A 26,367-nucleotide genomic window follows, 5' to 3' on the forward strand; every position below is an offset into this window, starting at 1 on the left:
ACCCGTTGCCCACTCGTGCAAGCGAGATTTAGTTTAGCATCTAAATGGTAGAGGCCTTTGAAAAAAGCCACTTTACTATTGCTAACTACGGAACGTAAACTAACAACAATGGCAAACATCGACGTAAAAGACCTGTTAAATGCAGGCGTACATTTCGGTCACTTAACCCGAAAATGGAATCCAAACATGGCTCCTTACATTTACATGGAGCGTAATGGAATCCACATCATCAACCTTTACAAAACTGCAGCTAAAATTGACGAAGCAGCTGATGCAATGAAAAAAATTGCAGCATCTGGTCGTAAAATTTTATTTGTTGCTACCAAAAAACAGGCTAAAGATATCGTTGCTGAAAAAGCAGGAAATATCAAAATGCCATACATCACTGAGCGTTGGCCTGGTGGGATGCTTACTAACTTTGTAACGATTCGTAAAGCTGTAAAGAAAATGGCAGCTATCGATCGTATGAAAAAAGATGGTACATTCGAAACTCTTTCTAAGAAAGAAAAATTACAAGTTGACCGTCTTCGTGCTAAACTTGAAAAAAACTTAGGTTCAATTACAGACATGACTCGTCTTCCAGGAGCATTATTTGTAGTAGACATTAAGCGTGAGCACATTGCAATTAAAGAAGCTCAGAAATTGAAAATTCCAATTTTTGCAATGGTAGATACAAACTCTGATCCTAGAGATGTAGATTACGTGATTCCTGCAAATGATGATGCTTCTAAATCGGTTGACAAAATCTTAAGCTTAGTAACAGAAGCAGTTGCTTCAGGACTTAAAGATCGTCAATCAGAAAAAGACGCTGAAAACAAAGGACAAGAAGAAGCTCCTGCTGTAGCAGCTGCTCCAGTAGCGGAAGCACCAGTAGCAGAAACTGCTCCAAAAGCGGAAGCTAAAGAAGAAGGGGAAGCTCCAAAAGAAGCTTAGTCTTAACTTATTTTAAATAATTATACAGATGAAAATTACTGCATCAGAAGTAAATAAATTACGTCAGGCCACAGGAGCTGGAATGATGGATTGTAAAAATGCGCTTGTAGAAGCGGAAGGAAATTTTGACCTTGCGGTTGAAAACCTAAGAAAAAAAGGACAAAAAGTTGCTGCAAAACGTGCAGACCGTGATTCAGCTGAAGGTGCTGTTTTAGCAAAAGTAAATGCTGATAACACTGCTGCTGTTATTGTTTCTGTAAACTGTGAAACTGATTTTGTTGCTAAAAACGATTCCTACCTTGCTCTTGCTAACTCTATCTTAGATGTTGCATTAAACCAAACATCACTAGAAGGTCTTCTAGCTGCTGACTTTGGTGGAATGACTGTAGCAGAAAAATTAATCGAACAAACTGGTGTTATCGGAGAGAAAATCGAAATCGGTGGTTTCGAAAGAATCGAAGATGCCTTTGTAGGTAGCTACATCCACGCTGGAAACAGAATAGCAACAATTGTTGGACTTTCTGCTCCTGTAGAAGGTGCTGCGGAAGCTGCTAAGAACGTTGCAATGCAAGCTGCTGCAATGAACCCATTAGCTTTAAACGAAGATGGTGTTGATGCTTCAGTAATCGAAAAAGAAATTGAAATTGCAAAAGATCAATTACGCGCAGAAGGAAAACCAGAAGCTATGTTAGACAACATCGCAAAAGGAAAAATCAAGCGTTTCTTTAAAGACAATACTTTAGTAAACCAAGATTATATTAAAGACAGTAAACAAAGTGTAGCACAATACGTAAAATCTGTAGATGCAGATCTTACTGTTACAAACTTTAGACGTTTAGCTTTAGGATAATTTTTAGCTTATATTCTATTAAAAATCGCTCTAAAGAGCGATTTTTTTTTGCCTTGATCTCGTTACAATTTGTTTTCAACAAATCACTCGATCTGACCATGCTGAGTATTTCGAAAATCTCAATCCAGGCTATGCCAAAGGACGATCTGACCGAGGCTAGTAATCACGAACCACAGTCAGGTCGAGTGAACGGAGGAACGACGTTTATATCGAGACCTATTCCTTCTTCCTCTTACTCGTATGTTTCAATTTCAAAACAGCAAAATTTAGTTCTATGGTAGTTTCGGACTCTGTTTCTGTATTATTTTGATCTAACAAGTCTGCCATAAGCTCCCCGCTTTTTGAAGCAAACTGTTCTTTTTATCTTCAGAAGCCAAACTTGCTGAAGATACTGTTTGTTGAAGGGCTCGCAACTTAGCAAAGGTTTCTATGATTAAAAAAGTGGTTTGAGTGGCTTGTTTACTTTTCAGGATTGTTGCCAGCATATACAAACCTTTTTCGGATGGTTGTCTTTCATGAATTTTAAGGCTCCAGGCTGGAATGGATCGGTTAAAACAATACCATCTATAAAATGAGTTGCAGGCGTATGGATTGCCAGGAGTTCGTTGTTAGAAATATAAACATCTCCGTAAATGCCAACTTGGGCAAAACAGAATGGACTAATAAGTAATAATAATAATTTGACTTTCACAAAAAGATATATTGCACAATATTATATATTTAAATATATATTATTATGGCTATTATGCCAAAGTGGTAGTTATAATTAATAGGTGGTATGATTTATGTTATGTGTGGTAAAATCAAAACTTTATTAACTATATATAAGTAGGTTTTTAAAGATTTTGACTCTCATTTTAATCAAAAAAGGGGATTATAAACTAAAAAACAGCCTGTTTAGATTCTATTTGATCTTGGGTTAAAAAAACCATTTCATTTTGTATCTTTTGGACTTAAAAAAATAAAGAATGTCCAATCCAAAAAGACTTTTTCTTCTCGATGCTTTTGCATTAATATTCCGAGGGTATTATGCGTTTATTAAAAACCCTAGGATCAACTCAAAGGGGATGGATACCTCCGCAATTTTTGGGTTTATGAATTCTCTTATAGATGTTATAAAAAGAGAAAAACCAGATCACTTGGCTGTTTGTTTTGATAAAGGAGGATCAATTACTAGGAAGGATCTTTTTGAGGATTATAAAGCCAACCGATTAGAAACCCCAGAAGCGATTAAAATTGCAGTTCCCTACATTCAAAAGATATTAGAAGCAATGCAAATTCCTGTTATTGAAAAAGCAGGGTTTGAAGCAGACGATATTATTGGAACCCTCGCCAAACAAGCAGAGAAAGAAGGTTTTCAGACTTTTATGGTTACTCCTGATAAAGATTTTGCACAATTGGTCTCTGAAAACATATTCATGTATCGCCCCGCCAGAATGGGAAATGGAATTGAAATTTGGGGAATTCCTGAGGTACAAGCCCGGTTTGAAGTAGAGCGTCCAGAACAAGTAATTGATTACTTAGGAATGATGGGCGACGCGGTAGACAATATTCCTGGGCTTCCAGGGGTTGGAGATAAAACTGCAAAAAAATTCTTGAAGGAATACGGCAGCATGGAAGCATTGCTCGAAAACACACATGAACTCAAAGGGAAAATGAAAGAACGGGTTGAGGCCAATAAAGAACTTGGTCTTCTCTCTAAAGAACTTGCTAAGATTATATTAGATGTTCCTGTTACCTTTCATGAGGATTCATATAAATTAAGTGACCCGAACTTTGAAGAGGTTCAACCTATTTTCGATGAGTTAGAGTTTAGAAGGATGCAGGAAAACATTCACCGTATTTTTAATACTTCTCAAGAGATTGCTGCTCCACCGGAAAACAAAACGAATGGCCCGTCTATAACACCACAAGCAAATAATGGTCAAATGGACTTGTTTGCTCCGGCTGGAGCGGGTTCAATTTCTGAGGAAGAAGATGCTCTTAAAAAATCTTTAAAAAACACGGCTCATGCTTATCAGTGCGTAGACAGTCCGGTTGCATTTTCTTTGTTATTAGAAAAACTTTTGAAGCAGCAAAGTGTTTGTTTTGATACAGAAACTACTAGCCTAGATGCACTTCAGGCAGAACTCGTTGGGATTGCTTTTAGCTGGGAAAACAACAAAGGATATTATCTGCCTTTTCCAGCCGATCAAATAGAAGCTCAAAAGATTATTGAACAAATTCGTCCGTTTTTTGAAGCAGAAACAATTCTAAAAATTGGCCATAACTTAAAATATGACCTGAAAGTACTTTCTAATTATAACCTGAAAGTTAAAGGGCCTATATACGACACGCTTATTGCTCATTATCTGATTAATCCAGACCGAAGACATGGAATGGACATTCTTGCTTCTTCTTATTTAAATTACGAACCTCAGCCCATTACTGATTTGATTGGTAAAAAAGGGAAAAATCAAGGGAATATGAGGGATGTATCCTTAAAAGATCAAACCCAATACGCAGTTGAAGATGCTGATATTACCTGGCAATTAAAACATTATTTTGACAAAGAGTTGGACGCTGCAGAAAACCAAGCGTTATTTAATACCGTTGAACTTCCGCTTGTATCTGTTTTAACGTCTATGGAACAGGAAGGAATTAATTTAAATGTTCCTTTTCTGAATGATTTTGCGGCAACTATAGAGAAAGAAAGTGACCTTTTACAAAAAGGAATCTTTGAACAAGCGGGAGAAGAATTTAACTTGGCTTCGCCTAAACAACTTGGAATTGTTCTTTTCGAAAAACTTAAGTTGGTAGAAAAACCTAAAAAAACAAAAACCGGTCAATACTCAACTGCTGAAGATGTATTATCTGCTTTGGCAAAAGAACATGCTGTGGTTTCAGATATCTTAAACTGGAGGTCCATACAGAAATTATTAAGCACCTATGTGGTTGCTTTACCAAACGAGATAAACCCTAAAACAGGTCGTATTCATACTGTTTATAACCAGGCGGTAGCAGCTACTGGTAGGCTGAGTAGTAATGCTCCTAACCTTCAAAATATTCCGATTAGAACCGAGCGTGGAAAAGAGGTTCGGAAAGCATTTATTCCAAGAGATGAAAACCATGTGCTTGTTGCTGCGGATTATTCTCAGATTGAATTGAGAATTATAGCAGCACTTAGTAAAGACCCTTCCATGATTTCTGCTTTTCAAAATAACGAAGACATTCATGCAGCAACTGCGGCTAAAGTGTTTGGAGTTCCGATTAATGAGGTTACTTCTGAACAAAGGAGCAATGCGAAAACTGTAAACTTTGGAATCATATATGGAGTTTCTGCTTTTGGTTTGAGCCAACAAACCAACTTAACAAGGTCTGAATCGAAAGAACTAATAGAAACCTATTATGCTAATTATCCAGAATTAAAAGCCTACATGAGCTCGCAAGTTGATTTTGCTCGAGAAAATGGTTATGTAACTACTGTTCTTGGAAGAAGAAGATACCTAAAAGACATTCTGTCTCAAAACGCAATCGTCCGTGGAGCTGCAGAACGAAATGCGATCAATGCACCCATTCAAGGAAGTGCTGCAGATATTATTAAAATCGCTATGATTAAGATTCATAAACGACTGGAAGAAGGAAATTGGAATTCCAAAATGCTTCTTCAAGTTCATGATGAACTCGTTTTTGATGTTCCAAAAACTGAAGTCGAGTCTTTAAGTGCCCTAATCAAAGAGGAAATGGAGCATGCTTTTAAACTTGATGTTCCATTAACCGTTGATATTGGTGTTGGAGACAACTGGCTTCAAGCTCATTAATCTTGGCGGGTTTGGTTCCGCTTCATCTCGATACGTTTGCGAAATGCAAACACTCGATGTGACGCTCTGTTCACTTGACAAAACAGAGGACTTGTCTCGATACAATTTTCTTTCAGAAAACCACTTGACTTGACGGGGATCACTTGACTTGAATGTGATTGGTAATTACTAGCCTTGGTCAGATGGAGTGATTCATCGTAGATGAATTGTATCGAGATCTACTAAAATCTGAAGGTTGCTCCTAATAAAAAGTTAGTACCTGCCTGTGGATAATATCCAACTCCTTCTATTGTAGTGATTACATTTGGATCAGAAAAATCGTCGTCATAGGTGTAAAAGTATCCATTGGAAGTATACAATTCATTGAAGATGTTATTTACTAACAACGAAAATTGTGCTTCTTTAATCCAGCTATTTGGAGTCCAGACATAACTTATATTGATGTCATTTGTTAAATAAGAATCCAACTTAGATAAGTCTGCGTCTATATTACCCATATATTGCTCGCCTACATATTTGGTTAGCAATGCAACTCTGAATACCGTATTTGGAGCATAAACTAGATTACTTGCTCCAACAATACTTGGAGAAAAAGAAATATTGGTTTTTCCTAAGTTCTGAAGTTGTCCGTCTCTATTGAAATAGAAATTCTCATTTTTATTTGAACTCAAAGCAAGGTTTGGTTGCCAAACCCATTGGTCCGCTAACCGAATGGCAGCTTCAATTTCCAGACCTAATCTATAACTATCTCCACTATTGGTACGGATTGCTTCTCCGACCTCGTCAAGCGCTCCTGTTAATACCAATTGATCTTTGTAATCCATGAAATAAACATTGGCTTGAAGCTGGATTTTTTCTTTTTTGTAACGCCATCCTGCTTCATAGTCATTTAAAGTTTCTGGCTTAGGATTACCATTTTCGTAATCACTTCTGTTTGGTTCTCGTTGAGCCTTAGCGTATGAAATGTATAACCTAGAAGCTTCTGAAGCTTGATAGGTAATTCCTGCCTTAGGATTAAAGAAAGAAAGATTGTCATCAATAGAGATTGTAGCTGGACCTTTAACAGTTCCTTCTGTTGAATAGTTTATCTTTCGATGTTGTAAATCTGCATAAACAGTCCAATCGGTTCCAATTTGGTGCGTTATTTTTGCATAAATATTGAAGTCTTTTTTGGTAGCGTCACTTTCATAAAAACGATGATTCGGTGCAGCATTACTTGAATATTGTGCCCATATTAAATTCCCAAAATGAGCTCCGCTGTAGTTGCTATAAGAACCTCCCAACACCGCATTGGTTCGAACATCGTCGTAGTTTATAGAAAAGGTTGCAACATAAAAATCGTTGTCTAACCATTTACGGGTAATGTTATGGGTAGAGTTTATTGTCTCTCCTCCAACGGTTACTGGATTTAATTGAAGGTAATCGAATCCGTCGCCATTATTATATTCTTCGTAATAACCTCTTCCATTGGTATAATTTAAACCCAGGTTAGAAGACCATAAGTTTGAATATTGTTGCGTCCAATGAAACTGGAAATGATCTTGTTGGTAGTTGTCTACCTGATTATCGTAATAGCCCGAAATTGCACCTGAATCGTCCATAATAATACCCGCTGGATTATATTGTCTATCCGCTGCAAGTGTTCCAGGGTCTACGCCATACCAAGATTGGTATGTGATTTCTTTTCCTCCAAAAGTAAGGGCTTTAATGAGGGTGTTTTCATCTTTAAAAAGTCCTTGGAAAAAGTAGGATTTCAAATCAGATGAAGCACGGTCAATATATCCGTCAGAAACAATAGTTCCCACCCTTCCCGAAAGTTCAAAATGATCGTTCAATAGACCCGTTGAAAACTTAACAGTGTTTTTAAGGGTTCCAAAACTACCTACACTACTTGAAATCTCACCAAAAGCTTGATTCGAAATTCCTTGTGTTGAAAGATTTAAACTCGCTCCAAACGCTCCTGCACCGTTGGTAGATGTTCCTACTCCACGATTCAACTGAATACTTTCTACTGAGGATGTAAAATCAGGTAAATTTACCCAAAATGTTCCTTGTGATTCGGAGTCATTATAAGGAATTCCGTTTATGGTTACGTTTACACGAGAAGCGTCACTACCACGAACTCGAATACCGGTATATCCAATTCCTGCACCTGCATCACTAGTTGTTACTACACCAGGAAGGAAGTTAAGTAAAATAGGTAGATCTTGACCTAAATTCCTTTCTTTTAAGGCTTTTGTTTGGACCTCAGAAAAAGTCAAGGGTTGGTTTTCATTTGCACGAAGTCCAGAAACACTGACCTCTTCAAGCGAAATTAATTTGTTTGACAGGCTGTCTTTGACTTCTTCTTTTTGTTGAGCAAAAAGTAAAGAGGAACCGATGATAAAGGCAAAAATAGAAGGTACTGTTTTCATTCGAAAATTAATTTTAACGAATAACAAAGGGCAACTATTCTTATATATAATGTTAATCTACTTCCCTTAGCAGCATTACCTGCCCAGGTTCATAGGGTATAATCTCAGCTCGTTATTTAGAGCACCCCTTAGAGAAAGCACAAATTTAATTCTTTTTTTATTCTAAACAATCATTAATTATCTTTAAGAATCGATTTGAAGAATCTAAAATCGTTCTCTATTTTTTTAATTTATCGATAGCTGTAGTTGCTTGTTTTATTCTATTTTCTCTATCGCCAGAAATAAATTCATAGTTTAAATTTAATTCTTTCAGCTTGCTCTCAAAAAAATCAAACATTAATTCACGATCCTCAGGCCGGTCCCTTAGGTCATCTGCTTCCCAAGGAATATCGATCCCGGTTAATAGGTATAAATCATAATCGACCTGATGAATCGCTTCTTTTAAAATTGGGTCACAATACCCCTTAAAATGAGTTTCAGACCAGATTTGAGTTACCAGCACATTGGTGTCACAGAACAGTAGATTGTTCGCTTTTTGAAGGGCTAAATTCTCTGCTTCCATTTGTCCTTTAGCTATGGTAATTAAATCATCTAAATCACAAACCTCTTGGGTCTCATCCCACTTTTTTTGTAAAAAAGATCGAGCAAATTCTGAAACCCAAACCGTATTGTAGTGAGCCGATAAATCCTTACACAAAGTTGTTTTACCGGTACTTTCTGGGCCAAAAACAACAATGCGTTTTATTTCAGTATCTTCTTGTTTTAGGAGATTAAAAGCTGCCATTTTTAAAAGTTTGGAGTGTATCCACTTCGATCGCTTTTAACTATTTTAAGATTCAATACTCCAGAATCTATACTTTCAAAACTTTGTTCAATTGCCTGCGTTAAAAAATTCATTAACGGAAGGTATTGACCGTAAATTTGGGTACTTAACGGGTTCTCAAGAACTGTAAAATCTGAAGCTCTCAAAAGTTTAATGAACTCTTTTATCGGTTGTTCATATTGATCCTGTAAAGGCATGAGGGTAATCTCAACTGAAATATTCATAATTTATGGTTCTTTAATAGCGATACAAAATTCGGTTTTTTCTATTGATCTAAAATGTAAAGTAAACCTATATTTTTTATCTGAGTGAACTAAAGTTGCAAACCCCATTTCATTTTCCATGGAAAATGCATTGATCCTTATTTGGTTTTTAAATTCAATTCCTGGAGTTCCAAAAGCTTTATAAACGGACTCTTTTGCGGTCCAAAGGCGAGTCAGAAGAGCTGTTTTATTTTCTTTCTGAAGAACAAAAGCCTCCTCATCATGCATGAATTTAGGTGCAATTTTTATTATTTTATCTCGATGACCTTCTACGTCTATACCAATAGGGAGCTCTGAAATTGCAGCGGCAGCATAGCGTGTTGTATGTGTTAAGGAACAAAAATTATCGTTCTTAAGAAAAGGAGCTCCATTATCTTCAAAATGAAGTTCTTCTAAAGAAATTCCAAGTTCAGTCAAACAAAGACGACTACTAAGAAAACCTAAACGGTGCGTCAAACTTTTACGTTTTGAAAAGGTATCGTTTTCCGATGGAGTAAGCGCAACTAATTTAAGAAGCTCCTCTTCAGTTTCTCCTATATCCCGGAGAATCACTGTAGTATTTTTATTAAACCGAAACTCTTTAATTATTGGCATCCATTATTATTTATAAAGTGTACTTTTGTCAAAAATTAGTTTAACAGTAAATATAAAGACTATGGCTGAAAAAACAGCATATCTACCGTACAAGGTAAAAGATATTACACTAGCCGATTGGGGGAGAAAAGAGATTGAACTTGCAGAAGCTGAAATGCCTGGACTTATGGCACTTCGTGAAGAATATGCTGAAGAGCAACCTTTAGCTGGAGCACGTATTGCAGGCTGTTTACACATGACCATACAAACTGCTGTTCTGATCGAAACTTTGGTTGCTTTAGGAGCCGATGTTACTTGGAGTTCATGTAATATTTTTTCTACTCAAGATCATGCTGCCGCTGCAATTGCAGCAGCTGGAATTCCTGTTTATGCTTGGAAAGGAATGAATGAAGAAGAGTTTGATTGGTGTATTGAGCAGACTTTATTTTTTGGAGAAGAACGCGAACCCCTAAACATGATTTTAGATGATGGAGGAGATTTAACTAATCTTGTTTTAGATCATTACCCAAATTTAGTAGACGCTATTAAAGGGTTATCTGAAGAGACTACCACTGGAGTTCATCGTTTATACGAACGTATGAAAAACGGAACACTTCCACTTCCTGCTATAAATGTAAATGATTCTGTTACAAAATCTAAATTTGATAATAAATACGGTTGTAAAGAAAGTGCTGTAGATGCAATTCGTCGAGCAACTGACGTAATGTTAGCAGGAAAAAGAGTTCTTGTTGCTGGTTATGGTGATGTAGGAAAAGGAACTGCTGCTTCTTTTAGAGGTGCAGGATCGATTGTTACCGTTACAGAAATTGATCCAATTTGTGCATTACAAGCTGCGATGGATGGTTTTGAAGTTAAAAGAATCAATACAGTAGTTGCAAATGCAGATATCATAATTACGACTACTGGAAATAAAAACATCATACGAGAAGAACATTTCTTAAGTATGAAAGACAAAGCAATTGTATGTAACATTGGACACTTTGACAATGAAATCGATATGAGCTGGTTAAACAACACTTACGGAGACTCTAAGGTTGAAATTAAGCCACAAGTAGACAAGTATACCCTTGAAGACGAAAAGGAGCTTATTGTTCTTGCTGAAGGGCGTTTAGTTAATTTGGGCTGTGCAACGGGTCATCCTAGTTTCGTGATGAGTAATTCGTTTACAAACCAAACTTTAGCTCAGCTAGAACTTTGGAATAACCCTGAGAACTATGAAAACAAAGTATATATGCTTCCTAAGCATTTAGATGAAAAAGTAGCTGCTTTACACCTTAAGCATCTAGGTGTTGAACTTGAAGAGTTGTCTCAAGATCAAGCGGATTATATTGGAGTAACAGTCGAAGGGCCTTATAAACCTGAATATTACCGTTACTAAACTGTAAGAATATCATACAAAAAGCCATGCAATTGCATGGCTTTTTTATTTTGTCGAATTAAATTAAAGCAAAAAAAATCCCGCTATAAGCGGGATTTAATTTTTTATTTAGTTCTTAAGCTTCAAAAGGAACAACAGATACATAAGATTTGTTGTCTCTCTTTTTAGTAAAATGAACTAATCCATCAACTCTTGCGTGAAGCGTGTGGTCTTTTCCAAGATATACATTTTCACCAGGGTGGTGTGCTGTACCTCTTTGACGGATAATTATATTTCCAGCTCTCGCTGCTTGTCCTCCGAAGATTTTCACTCCGAGTCGTTTCGATTCTGATTCTCTACCATTCTTCGAACTACCTACTCCTTTCTTGTGAGCCATATTGTTTCTTTTTTATGATAAATTATGCGTTCAATGCTGCGATTAGGTCTGCTTTTTTCATTGCAGAAATTCCAGTAATACCTTTAGCTTTAGCTAAGTCTTTCAATTCAGCAACTGTTTTTCCACTCAAATCTTCTGCTTTTGGAGCAGCTGCTTTCTTTGGTGCAGCTTTTTTAGCAGCAGCAGGTGCTTTTGGAGCAGCTTCTTTCTTAGGAGCAGCAGCTTTCTTAGCACCTCCCTTTTCAGAAATGCTTTGAATTAAAATCTCAGTTAAAGATTGACGATGTCCGTTTTTTACACGGTATCCTTTTCTACGTTTTTTCTTGAAAACGATTACTTTGTCACCTTTTAGGTGCTTTACTACTTTTGCTTCTACAGAAGCTCCAGTAATAGCTGGGGCGCCAAGAGTCACTTTTGTACCGTCGTCTAATAGGTAAACTTTATCGAAAGAAACTGAACTTCCTTCTTCACCTTGTAAACGATGTACATAGACTTTTTGATCTTTTGCAACTTTAAATTGCTGCCCTGCTATCTCTACGATTGCGTACATGTTATTTATTTTAAGACTGCAAATTTACAGTTTTATTGTTGATAACCAAACGCTCTAACACTTTTTAGTGGTATTAATTGTTAAAATCTGCATCTAATGATTCGTAAGATGAATTCATTGATTTGTATTCGGGTACGATATTTTTCATTTGTTGTACTAAAATATCATTAGATTTTCCTGAGTCTGCCTCAGAAATTAATTTTTGAATTTGTTCGATTTTCTCTAAGCTAAATAGTTCTTTTTCAGCGATATAAATCAGTTCGTTATGCGATTTTTTTAAACTTTCGTTATCCGTAAGAAGTTCTTCGTATAGCTTTTCCCCTGGTCTCAATCCTGTATATTCTATTTTAATGTCTTGGTGTTCATTTAGACCGGACAAACGAATCATACTTACTGCCAAATCTTTTATTTTGACTGGTTTACCCATATCAAAAACATAAATTTCACCACCAATTCCAGTTGCTCCTGCCTCTAATACCAATTGACATGCTTCTGTAATGGTCATGAAGAAACGGGTAATCTCGGGATGGGTAACAGTCACAGGTCCTCCTTTAGCTATTTGCTCTTTAAAAATTGGAACAACAGAACCATTGGACCCTAAGACGTTTCCAAAACGAGTGGTTATCAATTGAGTTTCAGAAGATTCAGAACGATTTGCAACATACATTTCTGCAATTCGTTTTGACGCTCCCATAACATTGGATGGATTTACAGCCTTATCCGTAGAGATCATAACCAGGTGAGAAACCTTATTGCTTATGGAAACATCGACTAGGTTTATTGTTCCCAATATATTGTTGAGAATTGCAGCAGCTGGAGCAGATTCTGTCATGAATACATGTTTGTATGCAGCCGCATGAAACACAAGATCAATAGTATGTGTTTTAAAACATTGCTCTAAAGAATGTTTGTCGGTAACCGACGCTAATAAGAATTCGAATTTTGTTTTGTGTTTGGTTTCGATTAACTCGTTTTTTAAATCAAAAAGAGGAGTTTCAGCTTGGTCTAATAAAATTATTTTATGAGGCTGAAACTTTAAAAGTTGACGAACAATTTCACTCCCAATGGAACCAGCAGCTCCAGTTACAAGTATGGTTTTATCTTGGTATTGTAATACATTTTTTTGGAGGTCAATTTCTATGGTATCCCGTTTTAATAAATCTTCGATTATTATCGGTTTTAAATTCCCTTCTATTCCCTGACTATTTGCCCATTGATCAATTGCTGGAACTGTAAAAATCTTTACTTCGTTAGATTTAAAGTATTCAAAAATTTGATTCTTTCTTTTCTGACTAATCTTATCAGTAGTTATGATGACTTGATCAATATTTTGATGATCTAAAATCTTCTTCAATTTCTCGTCTAACCCAAAAACAGAAATACCCTCTATGGTTCTTCCTACTTTAGTTTTGTCGTCATCTATAAAAGCAACAACATTGACAGAATTACTATCGTCTAAAGCCCGTTTTGCCATTAGACCATTACTCCCAGCTCCAAATAAAATTGTAGAAGTAAGCTTTTCTTCTTTTGAAACTTTAGCGTAAAGTAATTTTACAATTAACCTGTAAAACGTTAATAACGAGAGACTAAAATAAAATAACAGTAAAATGTAATTGAAATGAGCCCTTGTATTTGCCTGAACATAAAAAGAATAAATTATCATGGATAAGGTTAATCCCATTGTGATTTTACCGATGTCTATAACGGTTGTAAAGCGCAACAACATTCGGTAAGCTTTTACAATGGTCAAACAACCTAATGATAATAGTGTGAAAACAATTTTATCCTGAAAAGAACGGATGACAAGATTGGATCCATTTAAATACAATAAAATTTCGATCGCTAATACAAGACAAATTCCGTCTAATACATAAGCGTATTTTTTTGAATAATGATATTTAAAAATCTTATCGAACATAGAAAGCTATGGTTATTGGTCTAGAAAGCTTAAAATTGTATTTTGAATTCTATCTTTCTCCTGCAGGGTTAAATTACTCCCCGAAGGTAAGCATAATCCTTTTTGAAAAAGTTCTTCTGCTATTTTACCTCCAAAAAATTGTTTGTTTTTATATAGAGGCTGTAAATGCATTGGTTTCCAGAGAGGTCGGCTTTCTATGTTTTCTTGTTCTAAATGAATTCGAAACTGATCTGGATTTAATTTTTTGTTTTTTTCTTGGTCAAAAACTACACAGCTAAGCCACCGATTTGAAAAAAATCCTTTTGGTTCTTCAAGAAAATGTACTCCCTCAACCTCTTTAAACAAATCCTGGTAGAACGCATGATTTTCACGTTTAGCCTTAACTCGATCTTCTAATACTTCGAGCTGACCTACTCCAATTGCCGCTGAAATGTTGGACATTCTGTAATTATACCCTACAGTAGAATGTTCATAATGAGGAGCATCATCTCTAGCCTGAGTTGATAAAAAACGAGCCTTATTTATGGCAATTTCATCATTAGACTGAAGAGCTCCACCACCGGAAGTAGTGATTATTTTATTTCCATTAAAACTTAAAACACCAAATGCGCCAAAAGAACTACAAGGTTTTCCGTTAATTGAAGATCCTAATGCCTCTGCTGCATCTTCAATTATGGGGATTTCATATTGTTCCGATATTGCAGTAATTTCTTTCATCTTAGCTGGCATTCCGTATAAATGAACCACCAAGATCGCTTTTGGTTTTTTACCTTGATTTAGATGATGCTTGATTGCAGTTTCTAGTGCTTCGGGACACATATTCCAAGTTTCAGGTTCAGAATCTATAAAAACAGGTTCTGCATTTTGATATGAAATTGGATTTGAAGACCCTATAAAAGTAAAGGACTGGCATAGAACAACATCACCTGTTCCAACTTCTAGTAAGCGGAGTGCCAAATGTATTGCTGCAGTGCCAGACTGAACAACAGCTGTATGTTTTACTTTAGTACAAGCAGAGAGGTTTTCCTCAAATTTATTGATAAAAGGTCCAACCGGAGCAACCCAATTCGTTACAAACGCTTCTTGAACATTTTTCAACTCCACTGTCCCCATATGAGGTGAAGAAAGCCATATTTTAGATTTACCCATTTGATTTAATAATTTTTCCTGGAGCACCAACAACTGTTGATCCATCCGGAATGTCACTTACAACAACAGAACCAGCACCGATAGTTACATTCGCTCCAATTTTTATTTGAGGCAATACAACGGAACCTACTCCAATTAAGGTTCCTTTTCCAACCTCAACACCACCACATAAAGTTACTTTAGGTGCTATATGTACAAAATCTGCGATTGTACAATCGTGATCAATACTGCTTGAGGTATTGATGATTACGTGTTTTCCAACCTTACTCCCCCTCTGAATTACAGAATGATGCATAACCACAGTTCCTAAATCTACGGAAGATAATCGGTCTACGGTTGCGGAAGGATGAATTAGGATTCCAAAATCATGGGTAATTCCAACTGCTATTTTTTCACGTAATTTATTATCCCCTATGGCTATAACTGCGAGAGAATCAGATGCAATTTCTGAGTTATATTGCCCTAAATTTTCAATCCCGTCTAGTGATTTAAGTTTCTCGTTACTGTCAAAAAACCCGGAAACAGTTCCCTTGTCTTGTGCTTCGACAATACTTGATACTACTCGAGAATGACCTCCACCTCCAATAAGAATGTATTTAGTTGTTTCCATTAAATCGTTCCATTGTAATAAGACTTGAGGAATTAACCTCTTTAGTCTTGAATATTTTTCCTGCAGTCAGGAATACTATTTTTATATCTAATATAAAACTTTGATTTTCTATATACCAAAGGTCGTACTCAAATTTTTGTTTCCAAGTTATTGTATTCCTACCTTTTACTTGTGCCCAACCCGTTATTCCTGGCTTTACCTCATGTCTTTTTAGCTGTTCTTTACTGTATAAAGGTACATATTCTGGCAATAAAGGCCGTGGCCCAACAAAACTCATTTCCCCTTTTAATACATTCCACAACTGCGGAAGTTCATCCAAGGAAAGTTTTCTAATTATTTTACCCAAAGGAGTCATACGTTTGTTATCTGGTAATAATTCCCCTTTTTCGTTGCGGGTATCCCGCATTGTTTTTAGTTTATAGATGGTAAATAATCGAGTTTGATAACCCGGACGGATTTGACTAAAAAAAGGCGTACCTCTATTTTGAATGAGTAGTAGAAACGCTAAAAATAACAGTAGTGGAAACAAAATACATAAGAGTATTAATGCTAGACTAAAATCAAAAAAGGGTTTTACAAATCTTCTATACATCACGCTCTAGTCCTTTATATTCTTCTAGTAAAAGGTACCAAAAAACTTTTCGTTCAAATTTAGTTTTAATAAGCGCTCGTATCTCTGTTTTATTAAGTTTTATTTGGTTTGGATCAGTGCTAATTAATTCCATTTTCTCTTGAAGAATGCTGCTGTTTTTTGAGGGGATAATTAAACCATTGTCACCGGAACTTATAATTTCATTACAGCCATTAATATCTGAAACAATACAAGGAATCCCCATTGCATTTGCCTGAAGCACTACGTTTGGAAATCCTTCGCGGTAACTTGGAAATGTAAACACATTTGCAATCGATAGGTACGGTCGAATATCGTTCTGAAAACCGACCTCAATGATGTTCTCATTCAATTCTATACTGTGAAGTGTTTCCGGAAGAAGTGGGTCTAAATCTGCTTCTGTGTGTCCAACCAATATGAGTTTAACAGCCCTATTTTTATCTGAAATAGCAGCGAAAGCTTCTATTAATTCGTCAATCCCTTTATCTTTTACCAGGCGGCCTACAAAACAGTAAACATAGTCCGTAGACTTGATGTGTAACTCCTTTTTTAGGGCCTCCTTTTGGTTCTCTGATACTTGATCTGGATCAAAGTAAGTAGTGTCTATTCCGTTAGAAGATCCAGAACCTAAAACTTTGAGCTTAGTCGCTTTACAAAACGCACTTTGAATTATAAAATCTTGTAGTCCTTTTGAGTTTGGATAAACCTTGGTTGCACAAGAATAAGTGATTCGCTCCGCTAGGTTTAGAATGCGTCTTTTAAAACCTGTTGCTTCCATAAGCGGCATTCCTGCAACGGTATGCATACGGACAGGAACTCGAGCTATATAAGCGGCTAACATTCCAATAATTCCTGCTTTTGGGGTGTGCGAATGAACAAAATTAGGTTGTTCTTTCCGTAAGAAACGAACCAATTGAACCAAACACCTTAAATCTTGTAAAGGGGTTATCTTTCTTGTCATTTCTAAAGGAAAACATTTTACCCCTTGTTCAGATGCTATTTTTGATAAGCTATTTTCATCGGAAGAAACTAAAGTAATATCGAAATACGAGCTAAAAAAACGCGGTTGATTCTCTAATAATTTCTCAAGAGACAGTGGAACCGTAGTAATTCGAATTAGTTTTTTCACTCCGTAAATATAGTAAATCTTAAAGAGCGATAAACTCCTTGTATTCTTTAACCGTATGAGAAAAATCTAGGAGTTTGAGTTGTTTTTGGATTGCATCTGATTTTTTTTCTGGAGAAGGGGGAATATCCGTTATGTGGGTTAATAAACTAATAAATTCTTTTTGATTTTTCACATTGTACCCTAAATCGTATTCATCTAAAATTAATTTAGAATCTCCTGCCTCAAAACCTACAATTGGAGTACCTGAAACAGATGCCTCTACCAATACATTGGGATATCCTTCGGTGTAAGAGGTAAAAAGTAAAACTGCTGCTTTCTGGTAAAGTTCACTGATATTAGAAACGTTCCCTGCTAAGAAAACTTTAGTTTTTAATCCATCCGGAATCATTGAATCTTTCCAACCCCCTCCCGCAATTGTTAGGCTATAGTTTTCATTCCTTCTAAAAAAATCTTGTGCAATTTTAATTAATCTATCGGGACCTTTTACAGGATCATATCTGCCTACATAAAGTAAAAAAGGTGGTTCGGTGTTTTCTGTTTTTTTCTCTAAAGAGGTCATTTTTTTTGCCAGCCTATTCTGAATGACAACACTGTTTTTCTTTGAAAAAAAATACTTTTCATGAATATCTTTTGAGCTATATGCGCAATAAATAATTTTAGGGTTTCTCAAACGAGAATAAAAACCAAATCCAAACAGAGCAAGTTTTTGATAGATCTGATTCCATCTAAAACTAGAGTGTCTGATGTTCCAAATAATTGGGTTGCTGGTTTTTAGTCGATACTTTATTCTGTGTGAAAAAAGTATACTAGGATACATCCAGGCTAAAATTGGTGCTTCTGGGTTTTTTAAAATGGTTTCATTTACCAAATTAAAATTTTTCTTATAATCTAGAACCTTGGCGTAATTAGAGACTTTGGCATAATGAAAATCATTCGTTGTTCCCTGAATTATAATTATATACTGAGTTAAACCTTCTTCAGATAATTCCTTTACAAGACGAGAAAGAACAGTCTCTGCCCCTCCATTTTGTAACGTCGGAATGATATGGATTAGTGTTTTCAAAACAGACAATTAAAGATATAAAAAATCAGGGTCGTCATAAAAGCCTTTTACATCAAATACAACTCCTTCATTAGCAAGTAAATCTTTAGGATTAATTGATTTAAAACTGCTGTGTGAGACTGCCAAAATTACTACATCGTAGTGCTTGTTAGCTGGTTCTTTTAACTTTTCAAAACCATATTCTTTTACAAAAACCTCAGCATCCGCTTCGGGATCAAAAACATCTACCAAGAATCCAAATTCACGGAGTTCTTTATATACATCTACTACTTTTGAATTCCTTAAATCAGGGCAATTTTCTTTGAAGGTTGCCCCTAGAATTAATGCCTTTGCGTTTTGACTTGTTTTGTTTTGTTTTAGTAGCTGTTTTACAATCTGACTTACAATAAAAGTAGGCATGGAATCATTAATTCTTCTCCCTGCTAAAATCATTTCAGGAGTGTATCCCAATGCTTCCGATTTGAATGCTAAATAATAGGGGTCTACTCCAATGCAGTGACCTCCTACCAGTCCAGGGAAGAAATTTAAAAAATTCCACTTTGTCCCAGCAGCTTTGAGTACCTCGTTAGTATCTATTCCCATCTTACTGAAGATGATAGAAAGTTCGTTTACAAAAGCAATATTGATGTCTCTTTGTGTGTTTTCAATGACCTTTGCTGCTTCAGCAGTTTGTATGGTTGGTGCTTCGTATATTCCTGCTTCTATGATTGATCCGTACAGTTCGGAAAGATCTTTAAGAGTTTCGGGAGTTGAACCAGACACCACTTTTGTAATCTTAGTAATGGTGTGTTTTTTGTCTCCCGGATTTATTCGCTCCGGACTATAGCCTACATAAAAATCTTTGTTGAATTTTAAACCGGTTTTCTCTTCCAGAATCGGAACACACACTTCTTCTGTTACACCAGGGTATACTGTAGATTCATATACGACTGTATCTCCTTTTTTAAGAACCTTAGAGACTGATTCTGTTGCTTTGACCACTGGAGTGAGGTCAGGACTTTTACTTGAAGTTACAGGTGTTGGAACAGTAACAATAAAGGTTGTGCAATCGGAAACATCTTCAAGAACTGTGGTTAGCTTTAAAGAGCCTCCTATTACTTTATCTAGTTGTTCGGGTGTTAATTCATTGGTTGAATCTAAGCCTTTGTTTAATTCTGTTATTCTCTTTTCATTGATATCAAAACCTATCACTTGGTATTTTGATGCAAAAGCTGCTGCTAGGGGAAGCCCAACATAGCCTAGTCCGATTATTGCGATTTTGAGGTCTTTCATTATTTTAAATTCTTGTGGTACCAAGTTAATGATTCTTTTAACCCTTTTTCAAACGTATGAGTTGGGTTGTAGTTTAATAAATTTTGTGCCTTTTTAATGCTTGCCTGTGAATGTGGAATATCTCCATTTCGGTCAGGACCAAATTTAATTTCAATTTTTCTTATGGAAGAATCAAATTGAGAAAGTCCTTCACGGATTAATTTTGTCATTTCTAAAATCGTAACACGATCCCCAACTGCCGTATTATAAATCTGGTTAATTGCTCTGGAATTTTTGGTTGTTATTGCCAAATGATTCATTTGAATTACATTGTCTATATAGGTAAAATCACGTGAAAAAGAACCATCTCCATTAATCTGAGGAGATTCTCCTTTTAAAAATTGTCCTACAAATTTTGGAATTACTGCTGCATAGGCACCATTTGGATCTTGTCTTCTCCCAAAGACATTAAAATACCTAAGGCCAATAGTTTCTAGCCCATAAGCTGAGCTGTAAATATCCGCATAAAGTTCGTTTACATACTTAGTAATCGCATAAGGAGATAATGGCTTTCCTATGTTTTTTTCAACTTTAGGCAATGCCTTAGAATCTCCATAAGTCGATGATGAAGCTGCGTATACAAATCGTTTAATGTTATTTTGCCTGCTAGCTTCTAGCATATTCAAAAAACCATTAACATTTACCTCATTTGAGGTAATTGGATCTAACAAAGATCGAGGAACTGACCCTAATGCAGCTTGGTGTAAAACATAGTCTTTACCCTCAGTGGCCTTGAGACAGCTATCAAAATCTCGAATATCCCCTTCTATAAAAGAGAATTTGGGATGTTCTTTAAATTCATTGAGATTGTAGGCATGCCCAGTGGAAAAGTTATCTAGACCTATAACAGTATATCCTTTCTCAAGCATATACTCACATAAGTTAGCGCCAATGAAGCCAGCTGCTCCGGTGATTAGTATTTTCAATTTATTTATTATTTAAATGTATCCATTTAGATAAAACATAGACCCTCCAAAGGTAAGAGGAATAGTCCACATCTTTTGTTAAGTGTAATTGAAATAATTTTTGAATTTTGTCGAAATCCAAATTTTCAATTTTAGCAAGCTTTTCTTTTTTTAAATATGTTGTAAAATCATTTTTAAATGACCCTCTAATCCAATCTGATAAAGGTACAGAAAATCCTTTTTTAGGTTGATTAAAGACATTCTCAGGAATATAGTCTGATAAAATGTCTCGGAGTATTCTTTTCCTTAAGGATCCTTTAAATCTATATTTTACAGGAAGTTTCCTTGCGAACTCTACTATCCTATAATCTAAAAAAGGACTTCTTACCTCAACAGAGGAAGCCATACTGGCTCGATCTACCTTAACATTGCTGTCATTTTCGAGCCATAATTTCAGGTTTAAGTCGGCTACTTTTTGAAACTTATTTTTACTCAGAAACAAATACTTTCTGTAATGAGACATCCACTTTTTTTTATCTTTTAATAAAAGGGTGTCAAATCCTGTAAATATAGATTCGATAAACTCGTTAAAATTCTTTTTTAAGAATATGTTTTTTATGGATGGCCCTCTTTTACCAAACAATTTAAACGGAATAAAAAGTGCTAAAAAGCGTCTTAAAAAAAAGGGGATCCAAAACAAAGGATATACTTTTCTGGTCCATTCAAAATGATTGTAGCCTAGAAAGCTTTCGTCACCTCCGTCTCCTGACAATGCTACTGTTACATGAGACTTTACTTTCTTATTTAAAAGTAAGGATGGAATTGCAGAAGAATCTGCAAAAGGTTCGTCGTAGACTTTAAAGAACATATCCAATAGAGCTGGTAGTTCTTTTTCTTTACTTGGAATTAAATGATGATCTGATTTAATCCTGTTAGCAAATTGATCTGCCACTTTACTTTCATCATATTCTTTATTATCAAAACCAATGGTAAAAGTTTTTAGTTTATCTTTTTGTATCGATTTAGCAATTGAAGAAACCAGAGCTGAATCGATTCCGCCAGAAAGGAAACTACCGATAGGGACATCGGATTGGAGTCTTATTTTTACCGCATCAATGATAAGAGTATGCAGTTGTTCTTTTGCCTCTTCATAAGAAATTTTGTTTTCTTTAACTTCTTTCAAATCCCAATAGGAATGTATTTCCATTTGATTCTTATCTAAATCAAATGTTGCATATTGACCTGGTGGAAGTTTATTTATCCCTTCATAAATCGAAAATGGACTAGGAATGTATCCCGTCTGAAGGTAGATACTTATGGCCTCTTGATTAAGATCTCCTTTATTTAATGGAGCTAACTGGCTACACAGTTCGAGTTTTCCGTTTTGCCAAGAATAGTATAATGGTTTAACTCCTAAACGATCCCTGGCAATGAAAACAGTTTGATCGTTTTCGTTATAAACAGCAAAAGCAAACATGCCGTTGATTCGATCTAAGATTTTTTCACCCCAAGCATGATATCCTTTGAGTAGCACTTCCGTGTCACTTGTTGTTTCAAAGGTGTACCCTTTATCAATTAGTGTTTCTTTGACTTCCTTGAAGTTATATATTTCTCCGTTATAAACTAACGAAAATTGTCCGTAGGTAAAAGGTTGATTAGAGCGTTCGTCTAGATCTAAGATTGAAAGACGCAAATGTGCTAAAGAAATGTTTTGTTTCTGAAGAATCCCAAGATGGTCTGGGCCTCTAAAGCTGATTTTATTCAGTTTAAGTGCTACTTCCTTTTTAGAAATTGGAATATTTGATAAATAAATTCCGCACATTTATTTCTGTTTAAATTTATACCTTGAAATTAATAAATACACTTTTTCAAAAATCAAATCTAAAAAACCTTGATTCTTAATGTTTTCAAAATTAATGTCAAAAGGTGAAATAATATGCTCTGCGATTTTCTCCAACTCTTCTATGAATTTGTGGATTTGATCCATCTTCATTGAAGTTGGATGTATGCATATGGTATAAAGTCCAAATGGTAATTTTCTTACAGACCACAACTGTTGTGGTATAAATATAAAGTTATTTTTCCTAAAAGGACGGAAACTGAACCCATCGGTAATAACTCGTATTCTTGTAGATGATTCTAGGGCATTAAGTGTATATGAATCAAAGGTATGAGAAGGAGCCATAAACATACCAGGCTCAATATTATTTTGCTCAAAACAATCTATACTCTGTTGAATTATTTTTGTTTGATTATTAAGTGACTTCCCTACAAATTCAGACTTATTTCCGAATTTAAAAAAAGAATGCCTTGGGATAATTTTTTCACATTGATGATGAAGTCCATGCATTGCAATTGACCACCCCTTATTTTTCCAGCTTTTAATTAGATTCCAAAAATCTGGGTTTGAATTAGAACCCAAACCTTTGTCCTTATTTAAAGGTATGACACCGATAATGGGTTTGATGTTATTATCATCAAAAAAAGATTCAAATATGTTCCATTTTTCGAGTGGCATTTGATGACATGCATCATCGAGTCGAATAATATATTTTGCTCGGTGTAAATTCATATTATTTTATGCTTTGTGGAAAGGCATATTTTTTAAAGAACATAGATCTTTCACTTTATCATCATAAGAAAACCCTTTAAATGGTAAATCAAAAATATCTGCAAGGATAAGACCATGATAACGCATTCCAATTACTTCTTTTGTTTTAGAAAATACTTTTTCAATTTCTTGAATCGAAGAACTAAGCTCTAACATTTCTAGATTAGGATATTTTTGTTTTAAAACTTCATACATATATTCATCTTCCTCTTTTTGAAAAACACAAAAAATAATATTTTTATCTTCTTTTTTTAAATATGTTTTTAAAAATTTATAATAATTTTGAGTAAACTCATTATTTAATTTAAGTACTGTTCCTGTTGCAGTTATCAAAGTATATATTTTTTCTGTATTTTTTGACTTTAAATTCAATTTATAAACTAAATCTTTAACAACCTTGTGTTTTATATTACTAGCTACAAGTTTTTTACTGGAAGTTAAATCTCTAACAGATATTTGAGAAATCATTTTTAATGCTCCTATAATAAAAATATTTTTTTTTGATAAAGAACCAATGCCAACTGATTCTGCAATGACTTCAATACTCAAAATACGACAAAATAAGATAAAAATGAATATATCTAATTGAGTGAAAATTTTACTGTTTGATGAAAATTGAGTTCCTCCTCCAAATACAACTTGGGAACAGCCTTTATATTTTAAAATAAAAAGAGTATAAATTTTTTGGATTAATTTATAAACAGGATTTGTTGAAAGTAGAATTTGCTTTTTAAGTTCAACAAAATTATAAAAATTATCTCCTTGAAGAAAAACATAAGATGATGATTTGTCATATAACACTTTCAGCATTAAATCATCTCCAATATTATTCCTACCATAATAACCTACAAATAACTTTATTTTATCCATGAAAGAGCGTTTTTGTAATGTGAGTGTTTCAAGTTATTGATGACATTAGCTATTTTATATTTTAAATAATAAAAATATGGATATGAATCTAATTCATGTTGATGCTCTTTTATTCTTTTCCAATACAAATCATCATCTATATGGATTGGTTTTGCGGAAAGTCCTATCGGATCACTAATGTAAGTAGCAATAACATCATCTATCCAGTATCCTGGTCCTAATTTCAAAATATTCATGAAAAAATCTCGATCCTCTCCATGAGAAAATTTAGTATTAAATAAAACTTTTGAAGCCAATTTTCTGTTAATAACGACAGCACTTGTCCAACATAAATTTTGAAAATGAATTAAATGATTCAAATGTTCTTTAAAAGAAAATATTTTATTTGATATGTTCTTAATTTTAAATTCACCGCTTTGGTTTTTCCTATTTGCTGCATAAAGAGAACAGTCGGGGTGTTCTTCTATGACATTAGAAAACACCTCAAGAGCTTTTGGCTCTAGAACATCATCTCCATCAACAAAGTAGACAAAGGGATTTTTTGCTATTTGTAAACCTAAATTTCTCGCTTTACTAACCCCTTGATTTTTTGTAGTAATAACAGAAAAATTAGAGGGCATTTTTAATTCATTAATTATCTCAAAGCTTCTATCTGTACTTCCATCATTAACTATAATTACTTCACTTGGGGCAACTCTTTGACCTATTATAGAATCCAAAGTGTTTTGAATAAATTTTTCTTTATTAAAAACTGTTACAATAATTGATATCATTTTCTTGCAGTTATACAAAGACTTTCAAATTCTCTTTCATTTGCATCAAACTGTGCTAAAGAACCTTTTCCAAAAGAAGTAACTTTAATTTCTTTAAACCCTAATTCCTCTAGAAGGGATGTTAATATTTTGTCTGAAAACATAAATTGATGTTCCCAACAATAAAAAAGACGATTTAGTGAAATGAAATTGTGTTTAAAACCCTGAGGTGATTGCTCAGATTCAACATCATCAAAATAAACTTTTGGGTCTGGAACTAAAATTCTCAGGGTTCCATTGTCTAATAAATAACTCTTAATATTATTTAGACACTCTAAAACTAAAAAAGGAGGAATATGTTCAATTACATGACTTAAAATAATACCCTCCCATTTATTCTCAAAAGACTTCTCTTTTTTGATTAAGTTTAAATAATATCGATTGGCAGTATTTGAATTTCTCTTTAATTGACCTTTTAATATCTGACCTATAGAAGGAAATAAATCAGTGTTTGATAAACCTTCAAAATTAATATTTCCAGAACCAATATTTAAAAACTTATTTCCATCCGACTTAATTAAGAGTTTATTGTATCCTAGATTCATAAGGATATTAGTAATCAGAAGACTAAATTTAAAACTTATACTACCCAAAGTTTTGTGCTTCTCCCTTGCTAACATTAGGTTAGAATATTCTTTATATTCTTGAATTAAACTCATATCATATCAAAATAAGACGATCGTATTGAATCGCGAAAATTATTAATTACAACCCTTCCTGCATTTTTAATTTTCAATCCACTGGGTATTAAAGCATATTTAAATGAAAAGATAGGTGAATTAACCTGATCTAAATTAATGTTATGTTTAATGGATTCGATGTGCACAGGTAAGGTCTTTTTATATCGAATTATGGCAAAGCCATCAGTTAATTTAACTTTGTAGTACTTAATGAATGGGTGCTTAGTAAATCTCCACTCAGTAAAATGTTTTGACCAATCACAATATTCAAAATTAGAGATTTTATTTATATAAATATTCATGGGAGCGTGATTTTCCCAACCTGATTTCAAGTATCCAGGATAACTTTTTGGGTTTGGATAATTATAAAAGACACCCAATGTTTTTATAAGATCGAGATTGCTTTTTTTAAAAATTCCTTTCCCTTGAAAATTAGGGTCAATACAAGTGTCTATACATTGATATCCGTTTGCATATTCACTTACTTTCCATAAACCTCTATAGCCAACAATTTTATTTTCAAAAATTATTTCTTGAATTACACTCTCCATAGTGAATTCACTTAAATACTTCCAGTTAAAGGTTTCTTTTTGATACAATTGATTAAATGCTTTTTTAAACACCCCTCTGAAATTATCAAAAACCAGATCCTTTTCTTGTAAACTTGAATAATATTTGAACTCTAGTTGATTATTTTCTTTATCCATTTGCTATTGAT

Annotated in this window: 27 protein-coding genes; 5 read left to right on the plus strand and 22 right to left on the minus strand. The window is 34.6% G+C overall.

Going from position 1 to position 26,367, the window contains the following annotated elements; genetic code table 11:
* Nucleotides 1–108 precede the first annotated feature (108 nt).
* The 3 genes from rpsB (at nucleotide 109) to NG655_RS00125 (ending at nucleotide 2,064) form a co-directional block, all read left to right on the plus strand.
* Nucleotides 109–933 carry a 30S ribosomal protein S2 gene (gene rpsB, locus NG655_RS00115; RefSeq protein ID WP_252157316.1) on the plus strand — a complete coding sequence of 275 codons (825 nt, stop codon included), beginning with the start codon at nucleotides 109–111 and terminating at the stop codon, nucleotides 931–933.
* A 28-nt stretch (nucleotides 934–961) separates the two neighbouring features.
* Entirely contained in the window at nucleotides 962–1,783 is an 822-nt protein-coding gene (tsf, locus tag NG655_RS00120; RefSeq protein WP_252157317.1) for a translation elongation factor Ts, read from the plus strand.
* A gap of 131 nt (nucleotides 1,784–1,914) precedes the next feature.
* Nucleotides 1,915–2,064 (plus strand): hypothetical protein, encoded by a 150-nt coding sequence (locus NG655_RS00125; RefSeq protein WP_252157318.1) that lies wholly within the window; start codon nucleotides 1,915–1,917, stop codon nucleotides 2,062–2,064.
* Nucleotides 2,065–2,094: 30 nt separating this feature from the next.
* Here the strand turns inward: NG655_RS00125 and NG655_RS00130 are convergent, their stop codons facing one another.
* The gene (locus NG655_RS00130) at nucleotides 2,095–2,268 is read right to left on the minus strand and encodes a hypothetical protein (protein ID WP_252157319.1); all 174 of its coding nucleotides are present in this window, start codon (nucleotides 2,266–2,268) and stop codon (nucleotides 2,095–2,097) included.
* Nucleotides 2,250–2,474 carry a hypothetical protein gene (locus tag NG655_RS00135; protein ID WP_252157320.1) on the minus strand — a complete coding sequence of 75 codons (225 nt, stop codon included), beginning with the start codon at nucleotides 2,472–2,474 and terminating at the stop codon, nucleotides 2,250–2,252. The genes NG655_RS00130 and NG655_RS00135 overlap by 19 nt, the downstream gene beginning before the upstream one ends.
* A 277-nt stretch (nucleotides 2,475–2,751) precedes the next feature.
* On the opposite strand from NG655_RS00135, the gene polA reads away from it, so the two are divergent.
* Nucleotides 2,752–5,583, plus strand: coding sequence for a DNA polymerase I (gene polA / locus NG655_RS00140; RefSeq protein WP_252157321.1), 2,832 nt, complete (start codon nucleotides 2,752–2,754; stop codon nucleotides 5,581–5,583).
* 221 nt (nucleotides 5,584–5,804) lie between these two features.
* Here the strand turns inward: polA and NG655_RS00145 are convergent, their stop codons facing one another.
* The 4 genes from NG655_RS00145 to NG655_RS00160 form a co-directional block, all read right to left on the minus strand.
* Entirely contained in the window at nucleotides 5,805–7,997 is a 2,193-nt protein-coding gene (locus NG655_RS00145; RefSeq protein WP_252157322.1) for a TonB-dependent receptor, read from the minus strand.
* Between the two features lie 217 nt (nucleotides 7,998–8,214).
* Nucleotides 8,215–8,781 (minus strand): AAA family ATPase, encoded by a 567-nt coding sequence (locus tag NG655_RS00150; RefSeq protein WP_252157323.1) that lies wholly within the window; start codon nucleotides 8,779–8,781, stop codon nucleotides 8,215–8,217.
* Between the two features lie 2 nt (nucleotides 8,782–8,783).
* Complete coding sequence (locus NG655_RS00155) at nucleotides 8,784–9,044, minus strand: hypothetical protein (RefSeq protein ID WP_252157324.1); 261 nt, start codon at nucleotides 9,042–9,044, stop codon at nucleotides 8,784–8,786.
* Between the two features lie 3 nt (nucleotides 9,045–9,047).
* Nucleotides 9,048–9,677 carry a 4'-phosphopantetheinyl transferase family protein gene (locus NG655_RS00160; RefSeq protein WP_252157325.1) on the minus strand — a complete coding sequence of 210 codons (630 nt, stop codon included), beginning with the start codon at nucleotides 9,675–9,677 and terminating at the stop codon, nucleotides 9,048–9,050.
* A gap of 61 nt (nucleotides 9,678–9,738) precedes the next feature.
* Between NG655_RS00160 and ahcY the strand changes: the two genes are divergently transcribed.
* On the plus strand, nucleotides 9,739–11,055 hold the full coding sequence (gene ahcY, locus NG655_RS00165) for an adenosylhomocysteinase (RefSeq protein ID WP_252157326.1): 1,317 nt from the start codon (nucleotides 9,739–9,741) through the stop codon (nucleotides 11,053–11,055).
* 115 nt (nucleotides 11,056–11,170) lie between these two features.
* On the opposite strand, the gene rpmA is transcribed toward ahcY, so the two are convergent.
* From rpmA to NG655_RS00245, 16 genes are all read right to left on the minus strand, one after another.
* Nucleotides 11,171–11,431, minus strand: a complete 261-nt coding sequence (gene rpmA, locus NG655_RS00170) for a 50S ribosomal protein L27 (protein ID WP_252157327.1) — start codon at nucleotides 11,429–11,431, stop codon at nucleotides 11,171–11,173.
* Nucleotides 11,432–11,453: 22 nt separating this feature from the next.
* Nucleotides 11,454–11,981: a 50S ribosomal protein L21 gene (rplU, locus tag NG655_RS00175; protein WP_252157328.1), complete on the minus strand. Its 528-nt coding sequence runs from the start codon at nucleotides 11,979–11,981 to the stop codon at nucleotides 11,454–11,456.
* Nucleotides 11,982–12,054: 73 nt separating this feature from the next.
* On the minus strand, nucleotides 12,055–13,899 hold the full coding sequence (locus tag NG655_RS00180; RefSeq protein WP_252157329.1) for a polysaccharide biosynthesis protein: 1,845 nt from the start codon (nucleotides 13,897–13,899) through the stop codon (nucleotides 12,055–12,057).
* Nucleotides 13,900–13,911: 12 nt separating this feature from the next.
* On the minus strand, nucleotides 13,912–15,048 hold the full coding sequence (locus NG655_RS00185) for an aminotransferase class I/II-fold pyridoxal phosphate-dependent enzyme (RefSeq protein ID WP_252157330.1): 1,137 nt from the start codon (nucleotides 15,046–15,048) through the stop codon (nucleotides 13,912–13,914).
* Nucleotides 15,041–15,658 (minus strand): acetyltransferase, encoded by a 618-nt coding sequence (locus tag NG655_RS00190; protein WP_252157331.1) that lies wholly within the window; start codon nucleotides 15,656–15,658, stop codon nucleotides 15,041–15,043. Before NG655_RS00190 ends, NG655_RS00185 begins: the two co-directional genes overlap by 8 nt.
* Entirely contained in the window at nucleotides 15,645–16,250 is a 606-nt protein-coding gene (locus NG655_RS00195) for a sugar transferase (RefSeq protein WP_252157332.1), read from the minus strand. The genes NG655_RS00190 and NG655_RS00195 overlap by 14 nt, the downstream gene beginning before the upstream one ends.
* Nucleotides 16,243–17,397, minus strand: a complete 1,155-nt coding sequence (locus tag NG655_RS00200; RefSeq protein WP_252157333.1) for a glycosyltransferase family 4 protein — start codon at nucleotides 17,395–17,397, stop codon at nucleotides 16,243–16,245. Before NG655_RS00200 ends, NG655_RS00195 begins: the two co-directional genes overlap by 8 nt.
* A 19-nt stretch (nucleotides 17,398–17,416) precedes the next feature.
* Nucleotides 17,417–18,460, minus strand: a complete 1,044-nt coding sequence (locus tag NG655_RS00205) for a glycosyltransferase (RefSeq protein WP_252157334.1) — start codon at nucleotides 18,458–18,460, stop codon at nucleotides 17,417–17,419.
* Between the two features lie 9 nt (nucleotides 18,461–18,469).
* On the minus strand, nucleotides 18,470–19,732 hold the full coding sequence (locus NG655_RS00210) for a nucleotide sugar dehydrogenase (protein WP_252157335.1): 1,263 nt from the start codon (nucleotides 19,730–19,732) through the stop codon (nucleotides 18,470–18,472).
* Complete coding sequence (locus NG655_RS00215) at nucleotides 19,732–20,697, minus strand: SDR family oxidoreductase (protein WP_272876328.1); 966 nt, start codon at nucleotides 20,695–20,697, stop codon at nucleotides 19,732–19,734. The genes NG655_RS00210 and NG655_RS00215 overlap by 1 nt, the downstream gene beginning before the upstream one ends.
* Before the next feature lies 1 nt (nucleotide 20,698).
* The gene (gene asnB / locus NG655_RS00220; protein ID WP_252157336.1) at nucleotides 20,699–22,498 is read right to left on the minus strand and encodes an asparagine synthase (glutamine-hydrolyzing); all 1,800 of its coding nucleotides are present in this window, start codon (nucleotides 22,496–22,498) and stop codon (nucleotides 20,699–20,701) included.
* Complete coding sequence (locus tag NG655_RS00225; RefSeq protein WP_252157337.1) at nucleotides 22,499–23,248, minus strand: DUF2334 domain-containing protein; 750 nt, start codon at nucleotides 23,246–23,248, stop codon at nucleotides 22,499–22,501. It lies immediately after the preceding gene.
* Nucleotides 23,249–23,254: 6 nt separating this feature from the next.
* Nucleotides 23,255–24,157, minus strand: a complete 903-nt coding sequence (locus tag NG655_RS00230) for a polysaccharide pyruvyl transferase family protein (RefSeq protein WP_252157338.1) — start codon at nucleotides 24,155–24,157, stop codon at nucleotides 23,255–23,257.
* Complete coding sequence (locus NG655_RS00235) at nucleotides 24,145–24,930, minus strand: glycosyltransferase family 2 protein (RefSeq protein WP_252157339.1); 786 nt, start codon at nucleotides 24,928–24,930, stop codon at nucleotides 24,145–24,147. The genes NG655_RS00230 and NG655_RS00235 overlap by 13 nt, the downstream gene beginning before the upstream one ends.
* Nucleotides 24,927–25,628: a class I SAM-dependent methyltransferase gene (locus tag NG655_RS00240; RefSeq protein ID WP_252157340.1), complete on the minus strand. Its 702-nt coding sequence runs from the start codon at nucleotides 25,626–25,628 to the stop codon at nucleotides 24,927–24,929. Before NG655_RS00240 ends, NG655_RS00235 begins: the two co-directional genes overlap by 4 nt.
* Nucleotides 25,625–26,356, minus strand: coding sequence for a hypothetical protein (locus NG655_RS00245; protein WP_252157341.1), 732 nt, complete (start codon nucleotides 26,354–26,356; stop codon nucleotides 25,625–25,627). The genes NG655_RS00240 and NG655_RS00245 overlap by 4 nt, the downstream gene beginning before the upstream one ends.
* Nucleotides 26,357–26,367: the final 11 nt, after the last annotated feature.

Origin of the sequence: Candidatus Arcticimaribacter forsetii (assembly GCF_910589745.1) — a bacterium.
Classification (GTDB): domain Bacteria; phylum Bacteroidota; class Bacteroidia; order Flavobacteriales; family Flavobacteriaceae; genus Arcticimaribacter; species Arcticimaribacter forsetii.